We start from the raw sequence: 15,458 nt of genomic DNA on the forward strand, positions 1-15,458 counted from the left end.
ATTATAATATACGATAGTGAAAAATGACAAAAAATTGAAAAATGAACCTAATAGGTGTATTATAGTATTAAGAGGTGATGAAGATGCATGAAGCATTTGTATTAATTGTTGTAAATGCCATTCGAGAAAGATATCTCTCAGAAAAAGCATTTTACACACAAGAATTAGGTATTAGTGGGCAAAGTTGGACAAGATGGAAGAATGGAGAGAGAGGACTGAAATCTGAAAATATGCAGAAGATTTCAATGCTGTTTACGGACTACGAGTGGATGCTGGCGCACAAAATTGCCAGAAATGCGGAGGTTCTTCCTGAAGTGGCTTCTGATCCGGTGGCAGAGTATTTAAGATTAAAAGTCCAAATTGCTAATCATTGGATTCGTCAAGAAAATGTCCGAGTAGAATGGAAGACAGCTGCTGTTAGCAAAGGAAAATTCAAAGAGAATGTGACCATCTTACGTATTGCGACTAATTATGGAAGTTGGAGTTATCAAGATATTATTGAAATTCGAATTGTGGGGATTACGCATAAACAAATTGGAACGAAGAAACAAGGATTACTCGAGTGGATTCGGGATGAAAAAGCTCAACAAAAATATTTAGAATACGGTAAAAATGTATTTATTCCAGAAAATGATTCAGAAGAAAAATTTAATGTTTAAAATCACGGATACTCTCTTTAAAAGAAGGGGGTATCCATTTTTTTATAGGGTATTTTATGATAAAATTGAAAGATAAAGAAAGTGGTGAAATTGTGGCGAAAAGAAAGAAAAGAAAAAGTAAATTCGCGTTTCATCTTGTAGAGTGGTTTAAGTCATTATCTAAATTGACGGCGCTTCTCCTCGTAGCTGTAACGAGTGTTCTTTTGGCCGGTACCATCACATGGTTGTCTGAAAACAAACCGCAGCACAAGGCAGAAACGTCTACAAGAGAGACCTTCATAGAGACGATTGCTCCAGCTGCCCAAAAAGCGTATCGCGATTATGGAGTATTGCCAAGTGTCAGTCTGGCGCAAGCAATTCTCGAATCGAACTGGGGAGAAAGCTTATTAGCGAGCAAATATTATAATTTATACGGGGTAAAAGCGACGACCGCGCAGCCGAATGTAGTGCTTGAGACAGCCGAATTTGTCAATGAAACATGGATTACGATTAATGGTCGTTTTCGTGTGTATGATAGCTGGGCTGATTCAGTGGAAGCTCATGCGCAACTGTTGGCATATGGGGTAGATTGGGACCCAACGCTCTATCATAAAGTGCTAGGGGCTAGAAATTATAAGCAAGCAGCTCAAGCCTTGCAAGATGCAGGATACGCCACCGACCCAACCTATGCACAAAAGCTAATTCAAATGATTGAAGAACATCAATTGTATCAATATGATAAATTGCCAAGTGAAGAAACAACCGCATCTGTGCGAAGAGGTTCTTAAGAAATCAAATTCATTTTAACGTATGCAAAAGGAGAGGATATACATGAGTCAATTATTACCAGGATCCATTGTCGGAATCATTGGGGGAGACGAGCAAGTTGCATCTGTTGCAATTGCCGCTAGAAAGATGGGGTATGTTGTATATAGCTACCATCAATCGAACGAGGCTGCTATTTCGATGGCAGAATATGAAATTGTGTCTTCCTATGATGACCGTGCATCCTTACTTGATTTTGCTGAGAAAGTAGATACTCTCCTTCTGATGACGAATTTAGTTTCTGTAGACACATTAGTGGCTCTAAGTAGTAAAACAAGATATTACCAATCATTGGAGCTAGCCGAAATTTCTCAAAATCGTACGGTCGAAAAATTATTTTTAGAAGAACATGCAATCAACGTAGCTCCTTATGGGATTGTCACCCATGTTGGGGAATTACCCACTTTATTAGAAAGTATTGGACTTCCCGCTTTTCTAGAAAGTAATCAAGTGAACAGTCGATACGAAGAACCCATCGCCTTATATGATCAAGATATTGACGAGCGAGTTTTGGGAAAAATCGAAGAAGGGCCAAGTATGTTGACTGCCTTTGTGCCTGCTCAACGCCATTTTTCATTGACTGTTGTTCGCGACTATGAGGATCGTGTAACGATTCTACCAATTACAGAAGATGTATATATCTCTGGAAAATTAAAGTACAGTATTGCTTCACGCCGAATGAATCCAGAATGGGTTCAAGAGCTGAAGAGAATCGCTTTTAAAGTCGTGGATTATCTTTCAGGGTCAGTGGTGCTATCGATTCAAGTCTTGATGGGAAATAATGGTATTTTTTATGTGAAATCGATTAATCAACTGCCTTTAATCCAACAACAATTTGGAAGTGCACAACTAGGAAAAGGATTATCAGACATCATTACACGAGTAGCCACTGGACTTCCGGTAGAATACAAGAAACCTACTGAGGAAATGATTCTAGTGCCGATTTATGAATCCATGCTTGAAAAAGCAAGTTTATTAACACTATTGAAACCAAAATGGGATTTTGAATTTTTCCAAACCTCACCTAAGAGAGCAACAGACATCTTAGGAGTGATTCGATTAAGTGGAGGGTCCAGTGTGGATCTACTTGGAGAAATTGAAGTTTCAGATTTATTCTTTAATGGAAAATAGTTCCTCAAGGAAAGGAAAGAGTAAGTGAAAAATTCAAACGAATTAATTAAGGGAATGAACCCTCGCCAAAAGGAAGCGGTTATGCATACACAAGGTCCGCTTCTCGTAATGGCGGGGGCTGGAAGCGGAAAGACGCGCGTGTTGACGCATCGAATGGCTTATATATTAGCCGAGGAAGAAGTTCAACCGTGGAATATTCTAGCGATTACGTTTACGAATAAAGCAGCCAGCGAGATGAAAGAGCGGGTAAGTGCTCTAGTAGGCGAGCAAGCAGGCGATATGTGGGTATCCACTTTTCACTCGATGTGCGTTCGCATTTTAAGAAGAGATTGTGAACGCATCGGTCTTGCAAAGTCGTTTACAATTATTGATTCTGGGGATCAACTTTCTGCGATGAAACGCATTATGCAAAAGTTGAATATTGATTCGGATAAGTTTGATGCACGTGGCATCTTAGCAAGTATTAGTAATGCAAAAAATAATTTTGAAGATGCGGAAACCTTCGCAAAGACACATGCAAACTTCATGGACCAAATAACCGCGAAGTGCTATGTCGAATACGAAGCAGAAAAACGCAAAAATATGACCGTTGACTTTGATGATTTAATCATGTTAACGGTGAAATTGTTTAAAGAGCATCCAGATGTATTAGCGTATTATCAACAAAAATTTCATTATATCCATGTGGATGAGTACCAAGATACAAACCATGCACAATACTTACTGGTTCAATTGCTAGCGGATAAGTTCAAGAATATTTGCGTGGTTGGAGATGCCGATCAAAGCATTTACGGTTGGCGTGGAGCCGATATGGAGAATATCTTGTCGTTTGAACACGATTATCCACAGGCGAAAGTGGTCTTACTAGAGCAAAACTATCGTTCAACGAAGACGATTTTAAAAGCAGCCAATCAAGTGATTGAAAATAATCAAAATCGTAAACCAAAAGAGCTATGGACCGAAAATGAAGCAGGAGACAAGATTACCTATTATTGTGCGGCTTCCGGGTATGAAGAGTCTCGTTATGTGATGAGAACCATTCAAAAGATGGTGAATTTTGACGGATACGATTATAGTGATTTTGCAGTTTTATACCGTAGTAATGCCCAATCACGGACCCTTGAAGAAGATTTATTAAAAGCGAATATGCCTTTCAAAATGGTAGGGGGTCAACGATTCTACGAGCGTATGGAAATCAAGGATTTACTCGCCTATTTACGTTTATTAGTGAACCCGACCGATGACTTTAGCTTCAGACGTGTTGTGAATGCGCCAAAACGCGGTATTGGTGGAAAGAGTATTGAAAAATTAGAAGACTTTGCTCAAATGCACGGTTTTTCTCTTTTAGAAGCTTCTGCTGAGACGACTCTTAACGGGATTAGTGGGAAAGCAGGAAAAGGATTAGCCGATTTTGCGAAGCTAATCAGCGATTTAACGAAGATGCAAGAGTTCGTTTCGCTAACCGATTTAATCGAAGAAGTCATGATAAAATCAGGCTACATTGCCTCTCTTGAACAGGCGCACACCATGGAAGCAGATGCGCGAATCGATAATATGCGGGAATTCTTATCCGTAGCTAAAGAGTTCGAAGAAAAACGGTTCGATTCTGAAGCAGAAGAATCAGCTTTAGTCCAATTCTTAACGGATTTATCCTTAGTGACGGATATGGAAAATGAAGAAGAAACGAGCGCTTCACAAATTACATTGATGACCTTGCATGCGGCAAAAGGGTTAGAGTTCCCGGTCGTGTTCCTTGTAGGGATGGAAGACGGAATTTTTCCTTCTGCAAGAACCTTACAAGAAGGTGATGAAGAAGAGGAACGTCGATTGGCCTATGTAGGGATTACACGTGCAGAGAAAAAGCTCTTTATGACACGTGCGTATTCAAGACTGCTCTACGGGAAAACGCAACATTACCGCGAGTCTCGTTTTATGCAAGAAATTGATGATAAACTTCTTCAAAAAGAAGGAGAAATGATTAGCGACTCTTATTATTCAAGTAGTTTCTACTCAGAAAAACCAAGTTATAACAGAGGTTCTTCTGCAACAGGTGGGCGACTCTTTGATCGTTACCGCAACACGAATGCGCAAAAGAATGAGGGGTATTTACATAAGAAATCTCACTCTTCTGCAAGCATTCAGCGCGTAGAAAAACAAACGCCAACGTCTGCTTCAAGCGATGGATGGACGGTTGGTATGAAAGTATCGCATAAAAAATGGGGAAGAGGAACCGTAGTCCGTATTACCGGTGAAGGAGATCGTCAAGAACTTGACGTGGCTTTTGCAGGGATGGGAATCAAGCGACTCCTTGCAAGTTTTGCCCCAATTGAAAAAATCGAAGAATAGAGGATGAAGATGAATACAACGATTCAACAAAGAATTGAACAACTCAAAGAACAATTAAATCGTTGGAGTCATGAGTATTATGTGGAAGATAAACCTACTGCAACAGACGCAGAGTACGATAAGGCTTATCATGAATTACTAGCTTTAGAAAAGGAACATCCGGAGTTCGTGACGGCTGATTCTCCTACGCAACGGGTGGGGGGAGAAGTGCTCGAGCAGTTCCAGAAGGTCACTCACACCAATCCGATGCTCAGCCTTTCAAATGCCTTTTCGAAGGAAGATTTGGAAGAGTTTGATGCGCGTCTTCGCAAGTTAACGAACCGAGCAATCGAGTATGTATGTGAACTAAAAATCGATGGACTTTCTATTGCGTTGACGTATCAAAACGGGCAACTTCAACTTGGAGCAACCCGTGGAGATGGGACGACAGGTGAAGATGTAACGGGCAATGTGCGTACCATTAAATCAGTACCTTTGTCTTTAAAAGAGCCTTGGAATATCGAAGTGCGTGGTGAATGTTATATGCCGAAAAAATCATTCGTGGCATTAAACAAGTCGCGCGAAGAAGAAGGTCTTGAAGTCTTTGCCAATCCAAGAAATGCAGCGGCAGGAAGCCTACGCCAGCTTGACCCTAAAATTGCGGCGAAGCGAAACTTGTCCGTCTTTCTATACAGTAGTCCTAGTGTGGAAGAGCTAAATGTTTCAACACAAGAAGAGTTGTTGAGGAAGATGGCAGAGATTGGCTTTGTAACCAATCCTGAGCGCTTAAAATGCCAAACGATTGATGAAGTGTGGAATTACATCGAGACGATTGGTGCGAAACGCCAAGAATTACCATATGAAATCGACGGTATGGTGATTAAGGTCAATGATTTTGCCACTCAAGAAGAAATTGGCTACACGGTCAAAGCGCCACGTTGGGCCATTGCGTATAAATTCCCAGCAGAAGAAGCTCAGACAGTGGTTCGCGATGTGGAGTGGACGGTGGGACGCACCGGAGTGGTTACCCCAACTGCGGTGATGGATCCTGTTCAATTAGCAGGAACGACGGTACGACGTGCGAGTTTGCATAATATTGATTTGATGAAAGAAAGAGATATTCGCTTGGAAGACACTGTGGTGATTCATAAGGCAGGAGACATTATTCCAGAAGTCACACGCGTGATTTTAGAGAAACGTCCAGCTACAAGTCAGCCATACGAGTTTCCAACAACTTGTCCGGTCTGTCATGAGAAATTGGAACATTTGGAAGATGAAGTAGCCATTCGCTGTTTGAATCCAAAATGTCCAGCTCAACTGACAGAAGGCATGAGCCACTTTGTTTCACGAAATGCGATGAATATGAGTGGAATTGGGCCAAGTATCATTAAGCAATTTTTTGAAGAAGGTCTAGTTCTTGATGTTGCAGATTTATATAAATTAACTTTGGATCAGCTATTAGAATTAGACAAAATTCAACAAAAGAGTGCGGAAAATATTCTTGAAGCCATCGAGAATAGTAAAGCCAATTCCTTGGAACGCCTTCTAACAGGACTGGGAATCCGTCATGTAGGAACCAAGGCTGCTAAAGAACTGGCACAACATTTTGAAAATATGAAGGCTTTACAAGAGGCGAGCATTGAACAATTGTTGGAAATTGATGGTTTAGGTGATATTATTGCTTATAGTGTAAAAACTTATTTTGAACAACCATCCGTTCAAGAACTTATCCAAGAATTACAAGATCGTGGAGTGAATATGAGCTATCTTGGAAAGACAAAAGCAGACAGTGAAGCTTCAGGACATATCCTAAGTGGAAAGACTGTCGTTTTAACAGGGACATTAGAACAATTAACAAGACAAGATGCAAAAGAAAAATTGGAATCGCTTGGAGCGAAAGTAACAGGCTCTGTTTCTAAGAAGACAGACGTTGTGATTGCTGGATATTCAGCCGGAAGCAAGTTGGATAAAGCTAACTCACTAGGGATTGAAGTGTGGAGTGAACAACAATTTCTGGATTCTCTTGCATAGAAAGGAAGTCATATGAAACATAAATTACGCTTGGGATTATTAGGGTTAATGAGTGCATTCACCTTAGCCGCCTGTGCAGATATTACTCAAGCCAATCGCCAAAATACAAATACGAAAAATGATGCCAATGCAAAAGTGGTTCAGTCGACAACGAATCAACTGTCCAATAATTTTTATCGTGCATTGATTACTAACGGGAAATATCAAGTGAGCCAAAACCGTGGAGCTACTTTAAGCTTGAATACGGGATTTAATTTAAAAAATTTCGAAACAGGTTTAATCGATCTTTCTAGAAATGTATTCCCTACGAATCAGTATTTCTTTAGAGAAGGACAGATTATCGATGCTGATACAACGGCTAAATGGATTGCTCGTAAAAGCGATAAGAATCCAGAAGGGTTAAATCCTGCTGATAATGGAGATACTTCACCAACAGGACGTGCTCCACTTTATTTAGCGCAGATTTTGGAACAAGACTACATGATTCAAACTGAAAACAACTTTGAATTAGGTGGGATTAGTATTGGGATTGCGATGAACAGCGTTGATTATTATACGAATGGTGATCGTGATGCAGAAACTGAAATTTCGAAAGAAGTCATGATTGAACAAGCGAAAACAATCGTGAACCAAATCTTAACAAGACTGCGTCAAAATGATGCGCTTAAAGCTGTGCCAATTGTCTTTGGAGTCTTCAGACAAACTTCAAAAGATGATATTGGTGGAGGCGTTTATGTCTTAGAAGCGACTTCTGTTGAAGGAACCGAAATTACGAACTGGACGAATGTAAACCAGAAAGTGACCGTGTTACCACTAGTGAACGAAGCAGCTACTGAAGAGTCAACGGCTTTTGAGAATTTCAAAACAGAAGTACAAAACTTCTTCCCAAATCTCTCAGGAGTAACGGCTCGAGTGAAATATCAAGATAATGTGGCTAAAAAAATGGTCGTTGATATTATGACGCAATTTTATGGTGAATCAGAAATTATTGCCTTAGCACAGCATGTAACCGATGCAGCGAATAAATACTTATCGAAAACCACTCCAGTAGAAGTGCGCATTAGTTCGATTAATGGAGTAGAAGCGTTCTTGATGCAAGATTTAACGCAAGGTGTGTTCACTTACCATATATTCGATTAATATTGATAACAATGTTTAAAGTGTTTACAATAGAAAAGTAATGATTTTGAAAGCGAGGAAAAGAAATGGCCATTGAGGAAAAAGAAGTTAGACACGTTGCCAAACTTGCAAAGCTAGCTTTTGCCGATAATGAAATCCTTCATTTTACAGAACAAATGAGCGATATCATTGATATGGTGGAACAATTAAAAGAAGTGGATACGACAGGAGTTCCTGTAACGACACATGGCTACCCATTAGTGAATGTCATGCGTGAAGATGTTGCTGAAAAAGGAACCGACCGCGACTTATTAATGCGTAATGTGAAAACAAGCGAAGATGGATTTATTCAAGTGCCTGCAATTATGGGCGAAAACGAGGAGGGTGAAGCATGAGTATTATTGAAAACAAAACATTAGTTGAGCTTCACGAAGGTCTTCGTAATAAAGAATTCACTTCTGTGGAATTAACCAAAGAAACATTCGAGCGTATCCATGTTTTAGAGCCTAAAGTAGAAGCGTTCGTGACATTGAATGAAGAAGAAGCCTTAAAACAAGCGGCTGCTGCTGATGAAAAAGGCTACGGTGAGGAAGCGTCTCTTCAAGGTCTTCCAATCGGGATTAAAGACAATATCGTAACACGTGATCTTTTAACAACTGCTTCAAGCCGTATGTTAGAAGACTTCAACCCAATTTACGACGCGCACGTTATGGAATTATTAAAAGCAGAAGGTGCGGTGAACGTTGGTAAACTAAACATGGACGAATTTGCCATGGGTGGTTCAACAGAAACTTCTTACTTCAAGAAAACAAAAAATCCTTGGGACTTAACAAAAGTGCCTGGTGGATCTTCAGGTGGTTCTGCTGCTGCGGTTGCTTCTGGCGAAGTACTAGCATCTCTTGGTTCTGATACAGGTGGATCTATCCGCCAACCTGCAAGCTTCACAGGGATTGTTGGGATGAAACCAACTTATGGTCGTATTTCTCGTTATGGTTTGATTGCCTTTGCATCGAGCTTAGACCAAATCGGACCATTCACACGTACCGTTCAAGATAATGCCTTAGTATTAAGCGCGATTTCAGGATATGATCACCGTGATTCAACAAGTGTGCCTCAAGAAGTGCCAGCCTACCATAAAGGATTAACAGGCGACATCAAAGGCATGCGTATCGCGTTGCCAAAAGAATATTTTGCAGAAGGTGTGGACGCACAGGTTCAAGCAGCTGTTCTGAAAGCGGCTGACCAATACCGTGAAATGGGAGCTATCGTTGAAGAAGTGAGCCTACCTCACTCTAAATACGGAATTCCAGCGTACTATATCATCGCGTCATCTGAAGCATCTTCGAACTTACAACGTTTCGACGGAATCCGTTACGGTCACCGTTCAACAGAAGCAGAAACATTAGAAGATTTATACGTGAAGAGCCGTTCTGAAGGTTTTGGAATGGAAGTAAAACGTCGTATCATGCTTGGAACATTCAGTTTAAGTTCTGGTTACTACGATGCTTACTTCAAGAAAGCAGGACAAGTACGTACATTAATCAAACAAGACTTTGCAAAAGTGTTTGAAAACTATGATTTAATCTTAGGACCTGTAACCACTTCTGCCGCATTCGGATTGGGCGAGCACAGCGACGATCCTCTTGCAATGTACATGGCGGACTTATTAACCGTCCCTGTAAACTTAGCTGGATTACCAGCGATTTCAGTTCCTGCTGGCTTCACAAGCGAAGGATTACCAGTCGGAATTCAATTAATCGGAAATTACTTCCAAGAAAAAACTATTTATCAAGCAGCGTATGCATTTGAACAAGCAAATGATTACTACTTACGCCGCCCACAATTATAAGGAGGAACAATGACATGAACTTTGAAACAATTATTGGTTTAGAGTGCCACGTTGAATTAAAAACTGATTCAAAAATGTTCTCTCCATCACCAGCGCATTTCGGTGCGGAACCAAATACAAATACAAACGTCATCGACTGGGGATATCCAGGGGTACTTCCTGTCGTCAATAAACGCGCGTTAGAATTCGGGATGCGTGCAGCTCTTGCGTTGAACTGTACGATTTCTCAAGATACAAAATTCGACCGTAAAAACTATTTCTACCCTGATAATCCAAAAGCGTATCAAATCTCTCAATTCGATTACCCAATCGGTCATGATGGCTGGATTGATATCGAAGTAGAAGGACAAACAAAACGTATTCGTATTGAACGTGTTCACCTTGAAGAAGATGCAGGTAAAAATACGCACGGAACAGACGGATTCTCTTATGTGGACTTAAACCGTCAAGGAACTCCACTGATTGAAATCGTATCGGAAGCAGATATGCGTTCTCCTGAAGAAGCTTATGCGTACCTTGAAGCACTTCGTCAAATTATCATGTTTACAGGTGTTTCTGACGTGAAGATGGAAGAAGGTTCTATGCGTTGTGACGCGAACATTTCAATCCGTCCTTATGGGCAAGAAAAATTCGGGACAAAAACAGAGTTGAAAAACTTAAACTCATTTAACAACGTGCGTAAAGGGTTAGCGTTCGAAGAAGTTCGTCAAGCAAACGTCCTACGTAATGGAGGAGAAATCCTACAAGAAACACGTCGTTTTGATGATGCGACTGGTCAAACCATCTTAATGCGTGTTAAAGAAGGTTCAAGTGACTACCGTTACTTCCCAGAACCAGACCTACCAAACTTCCAAATCTCAAACGAATGGATTGAAGAAGTGCGTGCTTCTATTCCTGAAATGCCAAGCAAACGTCGTGAACGTTATGTGAGCGAATTTGGCTTACCGGAATACGATGCAATGGTACTAACATTAACAAAAGAAATGTCTGATTTCTTCGATGCAACGGTTGCCGCGGGTGCCGATTCTAAACAAGCGTCAAACTGGTTAATGGGTGATATCTCAGCGCACATGAACAGCAAGAAATTAGAATTGAAAGACTTGAAGTTAACGCCAGAAAGCTTAGCAGAAATGATTCAATTAATTGCAGACGGAACCATCAGTTCGAAATTAGCGAAGAAAGTCTTCTTATTATTAGCAGAAGAAGGCGGAACTGCAAAAGGCGTTGTTGAAAAACACGGTATGGTTCAATTGAGTGATCCTGCTCAGTTATTACCGATTATTCAAGAGGTGTTGAATAACAATGCACAGTCGATTGAGGACTTCAAGAATGGAAAAGACCGCGCTGTTGGATTTTTAGTTGGGCAGATTATGAAGCAAACGAAAGGGAAAGCAAACCCTGGTGTTGTAAACCAACTATTACAACAAGAGTTAGCGAAATACTAAAATATATTTATATTTGATGGCTTCGAATTTTTCGGCTCCTTTTTTGGGGGTCGAATCCTTACGGATTGCTGTTATAAAAACTGTTATGAGGTACCGGTTCGAGCCTATGGTCTCTCACCTTTAAAGCCTCAAAGAGGGCGTAGGGAAAATTTCCTTACGCCCTCTAATTCGCATTTAATACGAATTCCCATAACTGTTTTTATAACATCCGTAAGGTTCTCCCTCCCAAAAAGTTCCGTAGGATTCTCCGCCATCAAAAATTTTGAAAATTTGCGAACCTTTTTGGATAGTGGGTTAAAGCGCGGAGTTTGCTTGCCGCTAAAAATCCAGAAAGGGAGAAGGAAAGTGAACGAGAGGGGGATGGAATATGAAATTAACGATTGAAACGGTATTGAGTCAAGGCGGGGAAACGATGAAGCAACGCATGCTTGCGGATGCGACTCGTCTTCGTAAGGACTCTGGTTTTGTACTTAGTTATGTGGAAGAAGAAACCAATACGCGCGTGAAAATAGAGGTGAATACGACAGAAGCTACTCCTCAGGTAACTTTACACCGTCAAGGAGATGTGCGTAGCCAAATGGACTTTCATCATACGAAGGCGACTAAAGGAATTTATGAGTTAGGCGCAGGAAGACAAATGCATTTTGAGATTCGAACCAAACAAGTACACCTCGAAGAGACGGAAGAGATGGTGTTACTAGTACTGGAATACCAATTATTCCAACAAAAACAGCTAATTACGAGCTCTTTAGTGACCTTTCAGCTTCAAATCAAGGAAAATGTATAAAAAATCTCTCTAAACTAGCATAAACTTTAAAAATTATGCTATACTGTTTAAGATGAACTGGAAAGGAAGTGTAACCATTGGAATTAAAGAAACTCGATGGCATTAACAAAAACGAATTATCAATGGTCGAAGTAGCACATGCTATTTTAGAAGCGAAGAATGAAGTTTTAGATTTCAACCAATTATTAGTAGAAATTCAAGAATATATGGAATTAAGCGACGAAGCGTTAGAAGCTCGTATGGCTCGTTTTTACACAGATTTAAATATTGATGGAAGCTTTATCTCACTTGGAGATAATCGCTGGGGTCTACGCGATTGGTATCCAATTGACTCAATCGATGAAGAAATCGCAACATCAATGGAAGATGAAGAAGTGAAGAAACCTCGTAAGAAACGTAAGAAAGTCAATGCGTTCGGCACTGAAGATGATCTTATCGACTACAATGATGACGATCCAGAAGATGAAGAACTTCTTGATGATGAAGATCTCGATAGCGATGACTTAGACGATGATATGGATGTTGATTTAGACGATGATGATGATGATGACGAAATCGATGCCTACCGTTCTGACTTAAATGAATTAGGTGCAGATGAAGATCTAGAAGATGAAGTGAGTGTCGAAGAAGATCTGATTATCATTGATGACGAAGACCTTGATAGCGACTTCGACGAAGAAGAGGAAGAATAATCTTTCTTTAATAACAACTATCAAAGCACAACTTATGATTTCATGAGTTGTGTTTTATTTTGCAGTTTATTGTATAATAGGATGAACTTGAGACTTGGGAGGCGAGAACGTGCAAGAAAAATTGAAAAAGGTGTTCGACAAGACCTTTCTAACCTTTATTGCGGTGGGAGTTGTCAACACATTATTTGGAATGACCATCATGTTCTTTTGTTACAACATTTTAAACTTGGGATACTGGTTTTCTTCAGGAATGAACTATGTTTGTGGAAGTGTCTTAAGTTATTTTTTGAATAAAAAGTTTACGTTTAAAGTGGAAGAAACGACGAAAAAATCGATTGTTCGCTTTACCATTAATATCACGGTTTGTTATATTATTGCCTATGGTATCGCGATGCCACTTGTGTTGTACTTGTTTGAAGGTCTTGATGAAAAACTTCAAGGGAACTTGGCTTTAGGGGCTGGAATGGGCCTTTTTGTATTGCTAAACTATGTGGGTCAACGTTTTTGGGCATTTAAACAAGACGAACCTACAAAAGATTAAAGAAAAGAAAAACGAGCAGATTTTCTGCTCGTTTTTTTGTTGGAGAAGGAGCCAAAAAGAACATTAAAGAAAAAATAAGGTAAATATTCGTAAAAATAGAAAAAACAACTCTAAAAACAGTTGAAAAATAAGGATAGTAACTGTAAAATGAGAACTATCTCAATCAGGCAAGTTTTTAACGTCCGTTTTTAGTTCCTAGGTTTAAGGAGGAGTTATGGAATCATTAGAAGCTCGTATTTTAAAAGATGGTTATGTGTTAGGTGAAAATATCCTTAAAGTAGACTCGTTTTTAACGCATCAGGTAGATTTACACTTGATGAAAGAAATTGGAGATGTTTTTGCTAAGAAGTTTCGGGATGCTGGGATTACAAAAGTGGTCACCATTGAAGCGTCGGGGATTGCTCCAGCATTGTATACGGCAGATGCCTTAGGAGTTCCAATGATTTTTGCAAAGAAATCCAAAAATATCACGATGAATGAAGGAATTCTAACAGCAGAGGTGTTTTCATTTACAAAGCAAGTGACCAATACAGTGTCGATAGCTAGTAAATACCTTTCGGAGAAGGATAAAGTGTTAATTGTGGATGATTTTCTAGCGAATGGCCAAGCCGCAAAAGGATTAGTCGAGATTGTTGAACAGGCAGGAGCCAAAGTCGAAGCGGTTGGAATTGTCATCGAGAAATCCTTCCAAGAGGGGAGAGGTTTACTAGAAGAAGCGGGAATTCCAGTCTTTTCTCTGGCACGTTTAGAACGGTTTGAAAACGGAAAAGTTGTGTTTAAGGAGGCGGACCTATAATGCAACAGGAAAAGCATTCCAAGGCAATGGTACTGGGTCTTCAACATCTACTAGCGATGTATTCGGGTTCGATTTTGGTGCCGATGATGATTGGACAGGCGCTAGGCTATAATAGCGAACAACTGACATATCTAGTCTCAACAGATATTTTTATGTGTGGGGTAGCCACTTTTCTTCAGCTGCAACTCAATAAGTATTTTGGGATTGGTCTTCCAGTCGTCTTGGGCGTGGCATTTCAATCAGTAGCTCCATTAACGATTATTGGACAGAGCCATGGAAGTGGAGCGATGTTTGGTGCGCTGATTGTCTCGGGGATTTTTGTGGTTTTGGTTTCGGGAATCTTCTCAAAACTGGCGAACTATTTCCCTGCCATTGTTACCGGCTCTGTGATTACGACCATCGGACTCACACTCATTCCGGTTGCCATTGGAAATATGGGAAATAACGTGGCAAATCCGTCTCTAGAAAGTTTATTACTCGCTCTCATTACAGTTTTTATTATTTTAGTCGTTAATATTTTTACGAAAGGATTCCTCAAATCCATTTCGATCCTACTAGGATTAGTGATTGGGACCTTGATTGCTTCTGGAATGGGGCAAGTGAACTTTACGCCTGTGAGCCAAGCGCCTCTCCTTCATATTCCTACCGTATTTTATTTTGGAGCTCCAACTTTTGAATTTTCTTCCATCGTGATGATGTGTATTATTGCGACGGTATCAATGGTGGAATCAACAGGGGTCTATCTAGCCTTGTCTGATATTACGAAGGATCCAATCGATGCAACTCGCCTTCGCAACGGATACCGAGCAGAAGGGTTAGCGGTACTCCTTGGTGGGATGTTTAATACATTCCCTTATACAGGCTTCTCTCAAAATGTAGGCTTAGTGAAAATGTCCGGAATTAAAACACGTCTACCAATTTATTACGCAGCGGCCTTCTTAGTTCTCCTTGGACTCCTTCCAAAATTTGGCGCTCTTGCACAAATCATTCCAAGTCCTGTCATTGGTGGGGCAATGATTGTCATGTTCGGCTTCGTATCGCTTCAAGGAATGCAAATGCTCGCTCGTGTGGATTTTGTCAATAATGAGCATAACTTCCTCATTGCAGCGGTGTCTATTGCAGTAGGCGTTGGATTCAATAATAGCAATCTCTTCAATAGTCTCCCAACCGCATTTCGAATGTTCTTCTCGAACGGAATCGTGATGGCAAGCATCCTTGCCGTAGTCCTAAACGCGATTCTCAATCGAAAGAAGAAATAGAATACGTTATCTCCATCCAA

The 15,458-nt window shown here is 40.3% G+C and carries 14 protein-coding genes; all 14 read left to right on the forward strand.

What is annotated here, in order from left to right; translation table 11 throughout:
• Nucleotides 1–83 precede the first annotated feature (83 nt).
• The 14 genes from NQ540_RS01030 to NQ540_RS01095 all read left to right on the forward strand — a co-directional run bounded on the left by NQ540_RS01030 (nt 84) and on the right by NQ540_RS01095 (nt 15,438).
• Nucleotides 84–659 carry a hypothetical protein gene (locus NQ540_RS01030; protein WP_050755109.1) on the forward strand — a complete coding sequence of 192 codons (576 nt, stop codon included), beginning with the start codon at nt 84–86 and terminating at the stop codon, nt 657–659.
• Nucleotides 660–751: 92 nt separating this feature from the next.
• Nucleotides 752–1,426 (forward strand): glycoside hydrolase family 73 protein, encoded by a 675-nt coding sequence (locus tag NQ540_RS01035; RefSeq protein ID WP_049555137.1) that lies wholly within the window; start codon nt 752–754, stop codon nt 1,424–1,426.
• 43 nt (nt 1,427–1,469) lie between these two features.
• The gene (locus NQ540_RS01040; protein WP_156780468.1) at nt 1,470–2,594 is read left to right on the forward strand and encodes an ATP-grasp domain-containing protein; all 1,125 of its coding nucleotides are present in this window, start codon (nt 1,470–1,472) and stop codon (nt 2,592–2,594) included.
• Nucleotides 2,595–2,618: 24 nt separating this feature from the next.
• Nucleotides 2,619–4,940 carry a DNA helicase PcrA gene (pcrA, locus tag NQ540_RS01045; protein ID WP_005607732.1) on the forward strand — a complete coding sequence of 774 codons (2,322 nt, stop codon included), beginning with the start codon at nt 2,619–2,621 and terminating at the stop codon, nt 4,938–4,940.
• A gap of 3 nt (nt 4,941–4,943) precedes the next feature.
• On the forward strand, nt 4,944–6,950 hold the full coding sequence (gene ligA, locus NQ540_RS01050; RefSeq protein WP_005607731.1) for an NAD-dependent DNA ligase LigA: 2,007 nt from the start codon (nt 4,944–4,946) through the stop codon (nt 6,948–6,950).
• 12 nt (nt 6,951–6,962) lie between these two features.
• Complete coding sequence (locus NQ540_RS01055) at nt 6,963–8,090, forward strand: CamS family sex pheromone protein (protein WP_005607729.1); 1,128 nt, start codon at nt 6,963–6,965, stop codon at nt 8,088–8,090.
• Nucleotides 8,091–8,155: 65 nt separating this feature from the next.
• On the forward strand, nt 8,156–8,464 hold the full coding sequence (gene gatC / locus NQ540_RS01060; protein WP_005607728.1) for an Asp-tRNA(Asn)/Glu-tRNA(Gln) amidotransferase subunit GatC: 309 nt from the start codon (nt 8,156–8,158) through the stop codon (nt 8,462–8,464).
• On the forward strand, nt 8,461–9,918 hold the full coding sequence (gene gatA / locus NQ540_RS01065) for an Asp-tRNA(Asn)/Glu-tRNA(Gln) amidotransferase subunit GatA (protein WP_005607726.1): 1,458 nt from the start codon (nt 8,461–8,463) through the stop codon (nt 9,916–9,918). Before gatC ends, gatA begins: the two co-directional genes overlap by 4 nt.
• A gap of 14 nt (nt 9,919–9,932) precedes the next feature.
• Nucleotides 9,933–11,363 carry an Asp-tRNA(Asn)/Glu-tRNA(Gln) amidotransferase subunit GatB gene (gene gatB, locus NQ540_RS01070; RefSeq protein ID WP_005607724.1) on the forward strand — a complete coding sequence of 477 codons (1,431 nt, stop codon included), beginning with the start codon at nt 9,933–9,935 and terminating at the stop codon, nt 11,361–11,363.
• A 367-nt stretch (nt 11,364–11,730) separates the two neighbouring features.
• Nucleotides 11,731–12,150, forward strand: coding sequence for a YwiB family protein (locus NQ540_RS01075; RefSeq protein WP_005607720.1), 420 nt, complete (start codon nt 11,731–11,733; stop codon nt 12,148–12,150).
• Nucleotides 12,151–12,227: 77 nt separating this feature from the next.
• Nucleotides 12,228–12,842, forward strand: coding sequence for a DNA-directed RNA polymerase subunit delta (gene rpoE / locus NQ540_RS01080; protein ID WP_005607718.1), 615 nt, complete (start codon nt 12,228–12,230; stop codon nt 12,840–12,842).
• Nucleotides 12,843–12,951: 109 nt separating this feature from the next.
• Nucleotides 12,952–13,383, forward strand: coding sequence for a GtrA family protein (locus tag NQ540_RS01085; protein ID WP_211204709.1), 432 nt, complete (start codon nt 12,952–12,954; stop codon nt 13,381–13,383).
• 214 nt (nt 13,384–13,597) lie between these two features.
• Nucleotides 13,598–14,179 carry a xanthine phosphoribosyltransferase gene (locus NQ540_RS01090; protein ID WP_005607714.1) on the forward strand — a complete coding sequence of 194 codons (582 nt, stop codon included), beginning with the start codon at nt 13,598–13,600 and terminating at the stop codon, nt 14,177–14,179.
• Complete coding sequence (locus NQ540_RS01095; protein ID WP_156780467.1) at nt 14,176–15,438, forward strand: nucleobase:cation symporter-2 family protein; 1,263 nt, start codon at nt 14,176–14,178, stop codon at nt 15,436–15,438. Before NQ540_RS01090 ends, NQ540_RS01095 begins: the two co-directional genes overlap by 4 nt.
• Nucleotides 15,439–15,458: the final 20 nt, after the last annotated feature.

It is taken from the genome of Granulicatella adiacens ATCC 49175 (assembly GCF_025150565.1).
GTDB classification, from domain to species: Bacteria; Bacillota; Bacilli; order Lactobacillales; family Aerococcaceae; genus Granulicatella; species Granulicatella adiacens.

Bases quoted from the DNA above. Each gene is read 5' to 3' on its own strand.
- gatA (WP_005607726.1), top strand. From the start codon at position 8,461: ATGAGTATTATTGAAAACAAAACATTAGTTGAGCTTCACGAAGGTCTT.
- NQ540_RS01075 (WP_005607720.1), top strand. From the start codon at position 11,731: ATGAAATTAACGATTGAAACGGTATTGAGTCAAGGCGGGGAAACGATG.
- ligA (WP_005607731.1), top strand. From the start codon at position 4,944: ATGAAGATGAATACAACGATTCAACAAAGAATTGAACAACTCAAAGAA.
- NQ540_RS01055 (WP_005607729.1), top strand. From the start codon at position 6,963: ATGAAACATAAATTACGCTTGGGATTATTAGGGTTAATGAGTGCATTC.
- gatC (WP_005607728.1), top strand. From the start codon at position 8,156: ATGGCCATTGAGGAAAAAGAAGTTAGACACGTTGCCAAACTTGCAAAG.
- NQ540_RS01040 (WP_156780468.1), top strand. From the start codon at position 1,470: ATGAGTCAATTATTACCAGGATCCATTGTCGGAATCATTGGGGGAGAC.
- NQ540_RS01030 (WP_050755109.1), top strand. From the start codon at position 84: ATGCATGAAGCATTTGTATTAATTGTTGTAAATGCCATTCGAGAAAGA.
- NQ540_RS01090 (WP_005607714.1), top strand. From the start codon at position 13,598: ATGGAATCATTAGAAGCTCGTATTTTAAAAGATGGTTATGTGTTAGGT.
- gatB (WP_005607724.1), top strand. From the start codon at position 9,933: ATGAACTTTGAAACAATTATTGGTTTAGAGTGCCACGTTGAATTAAAA.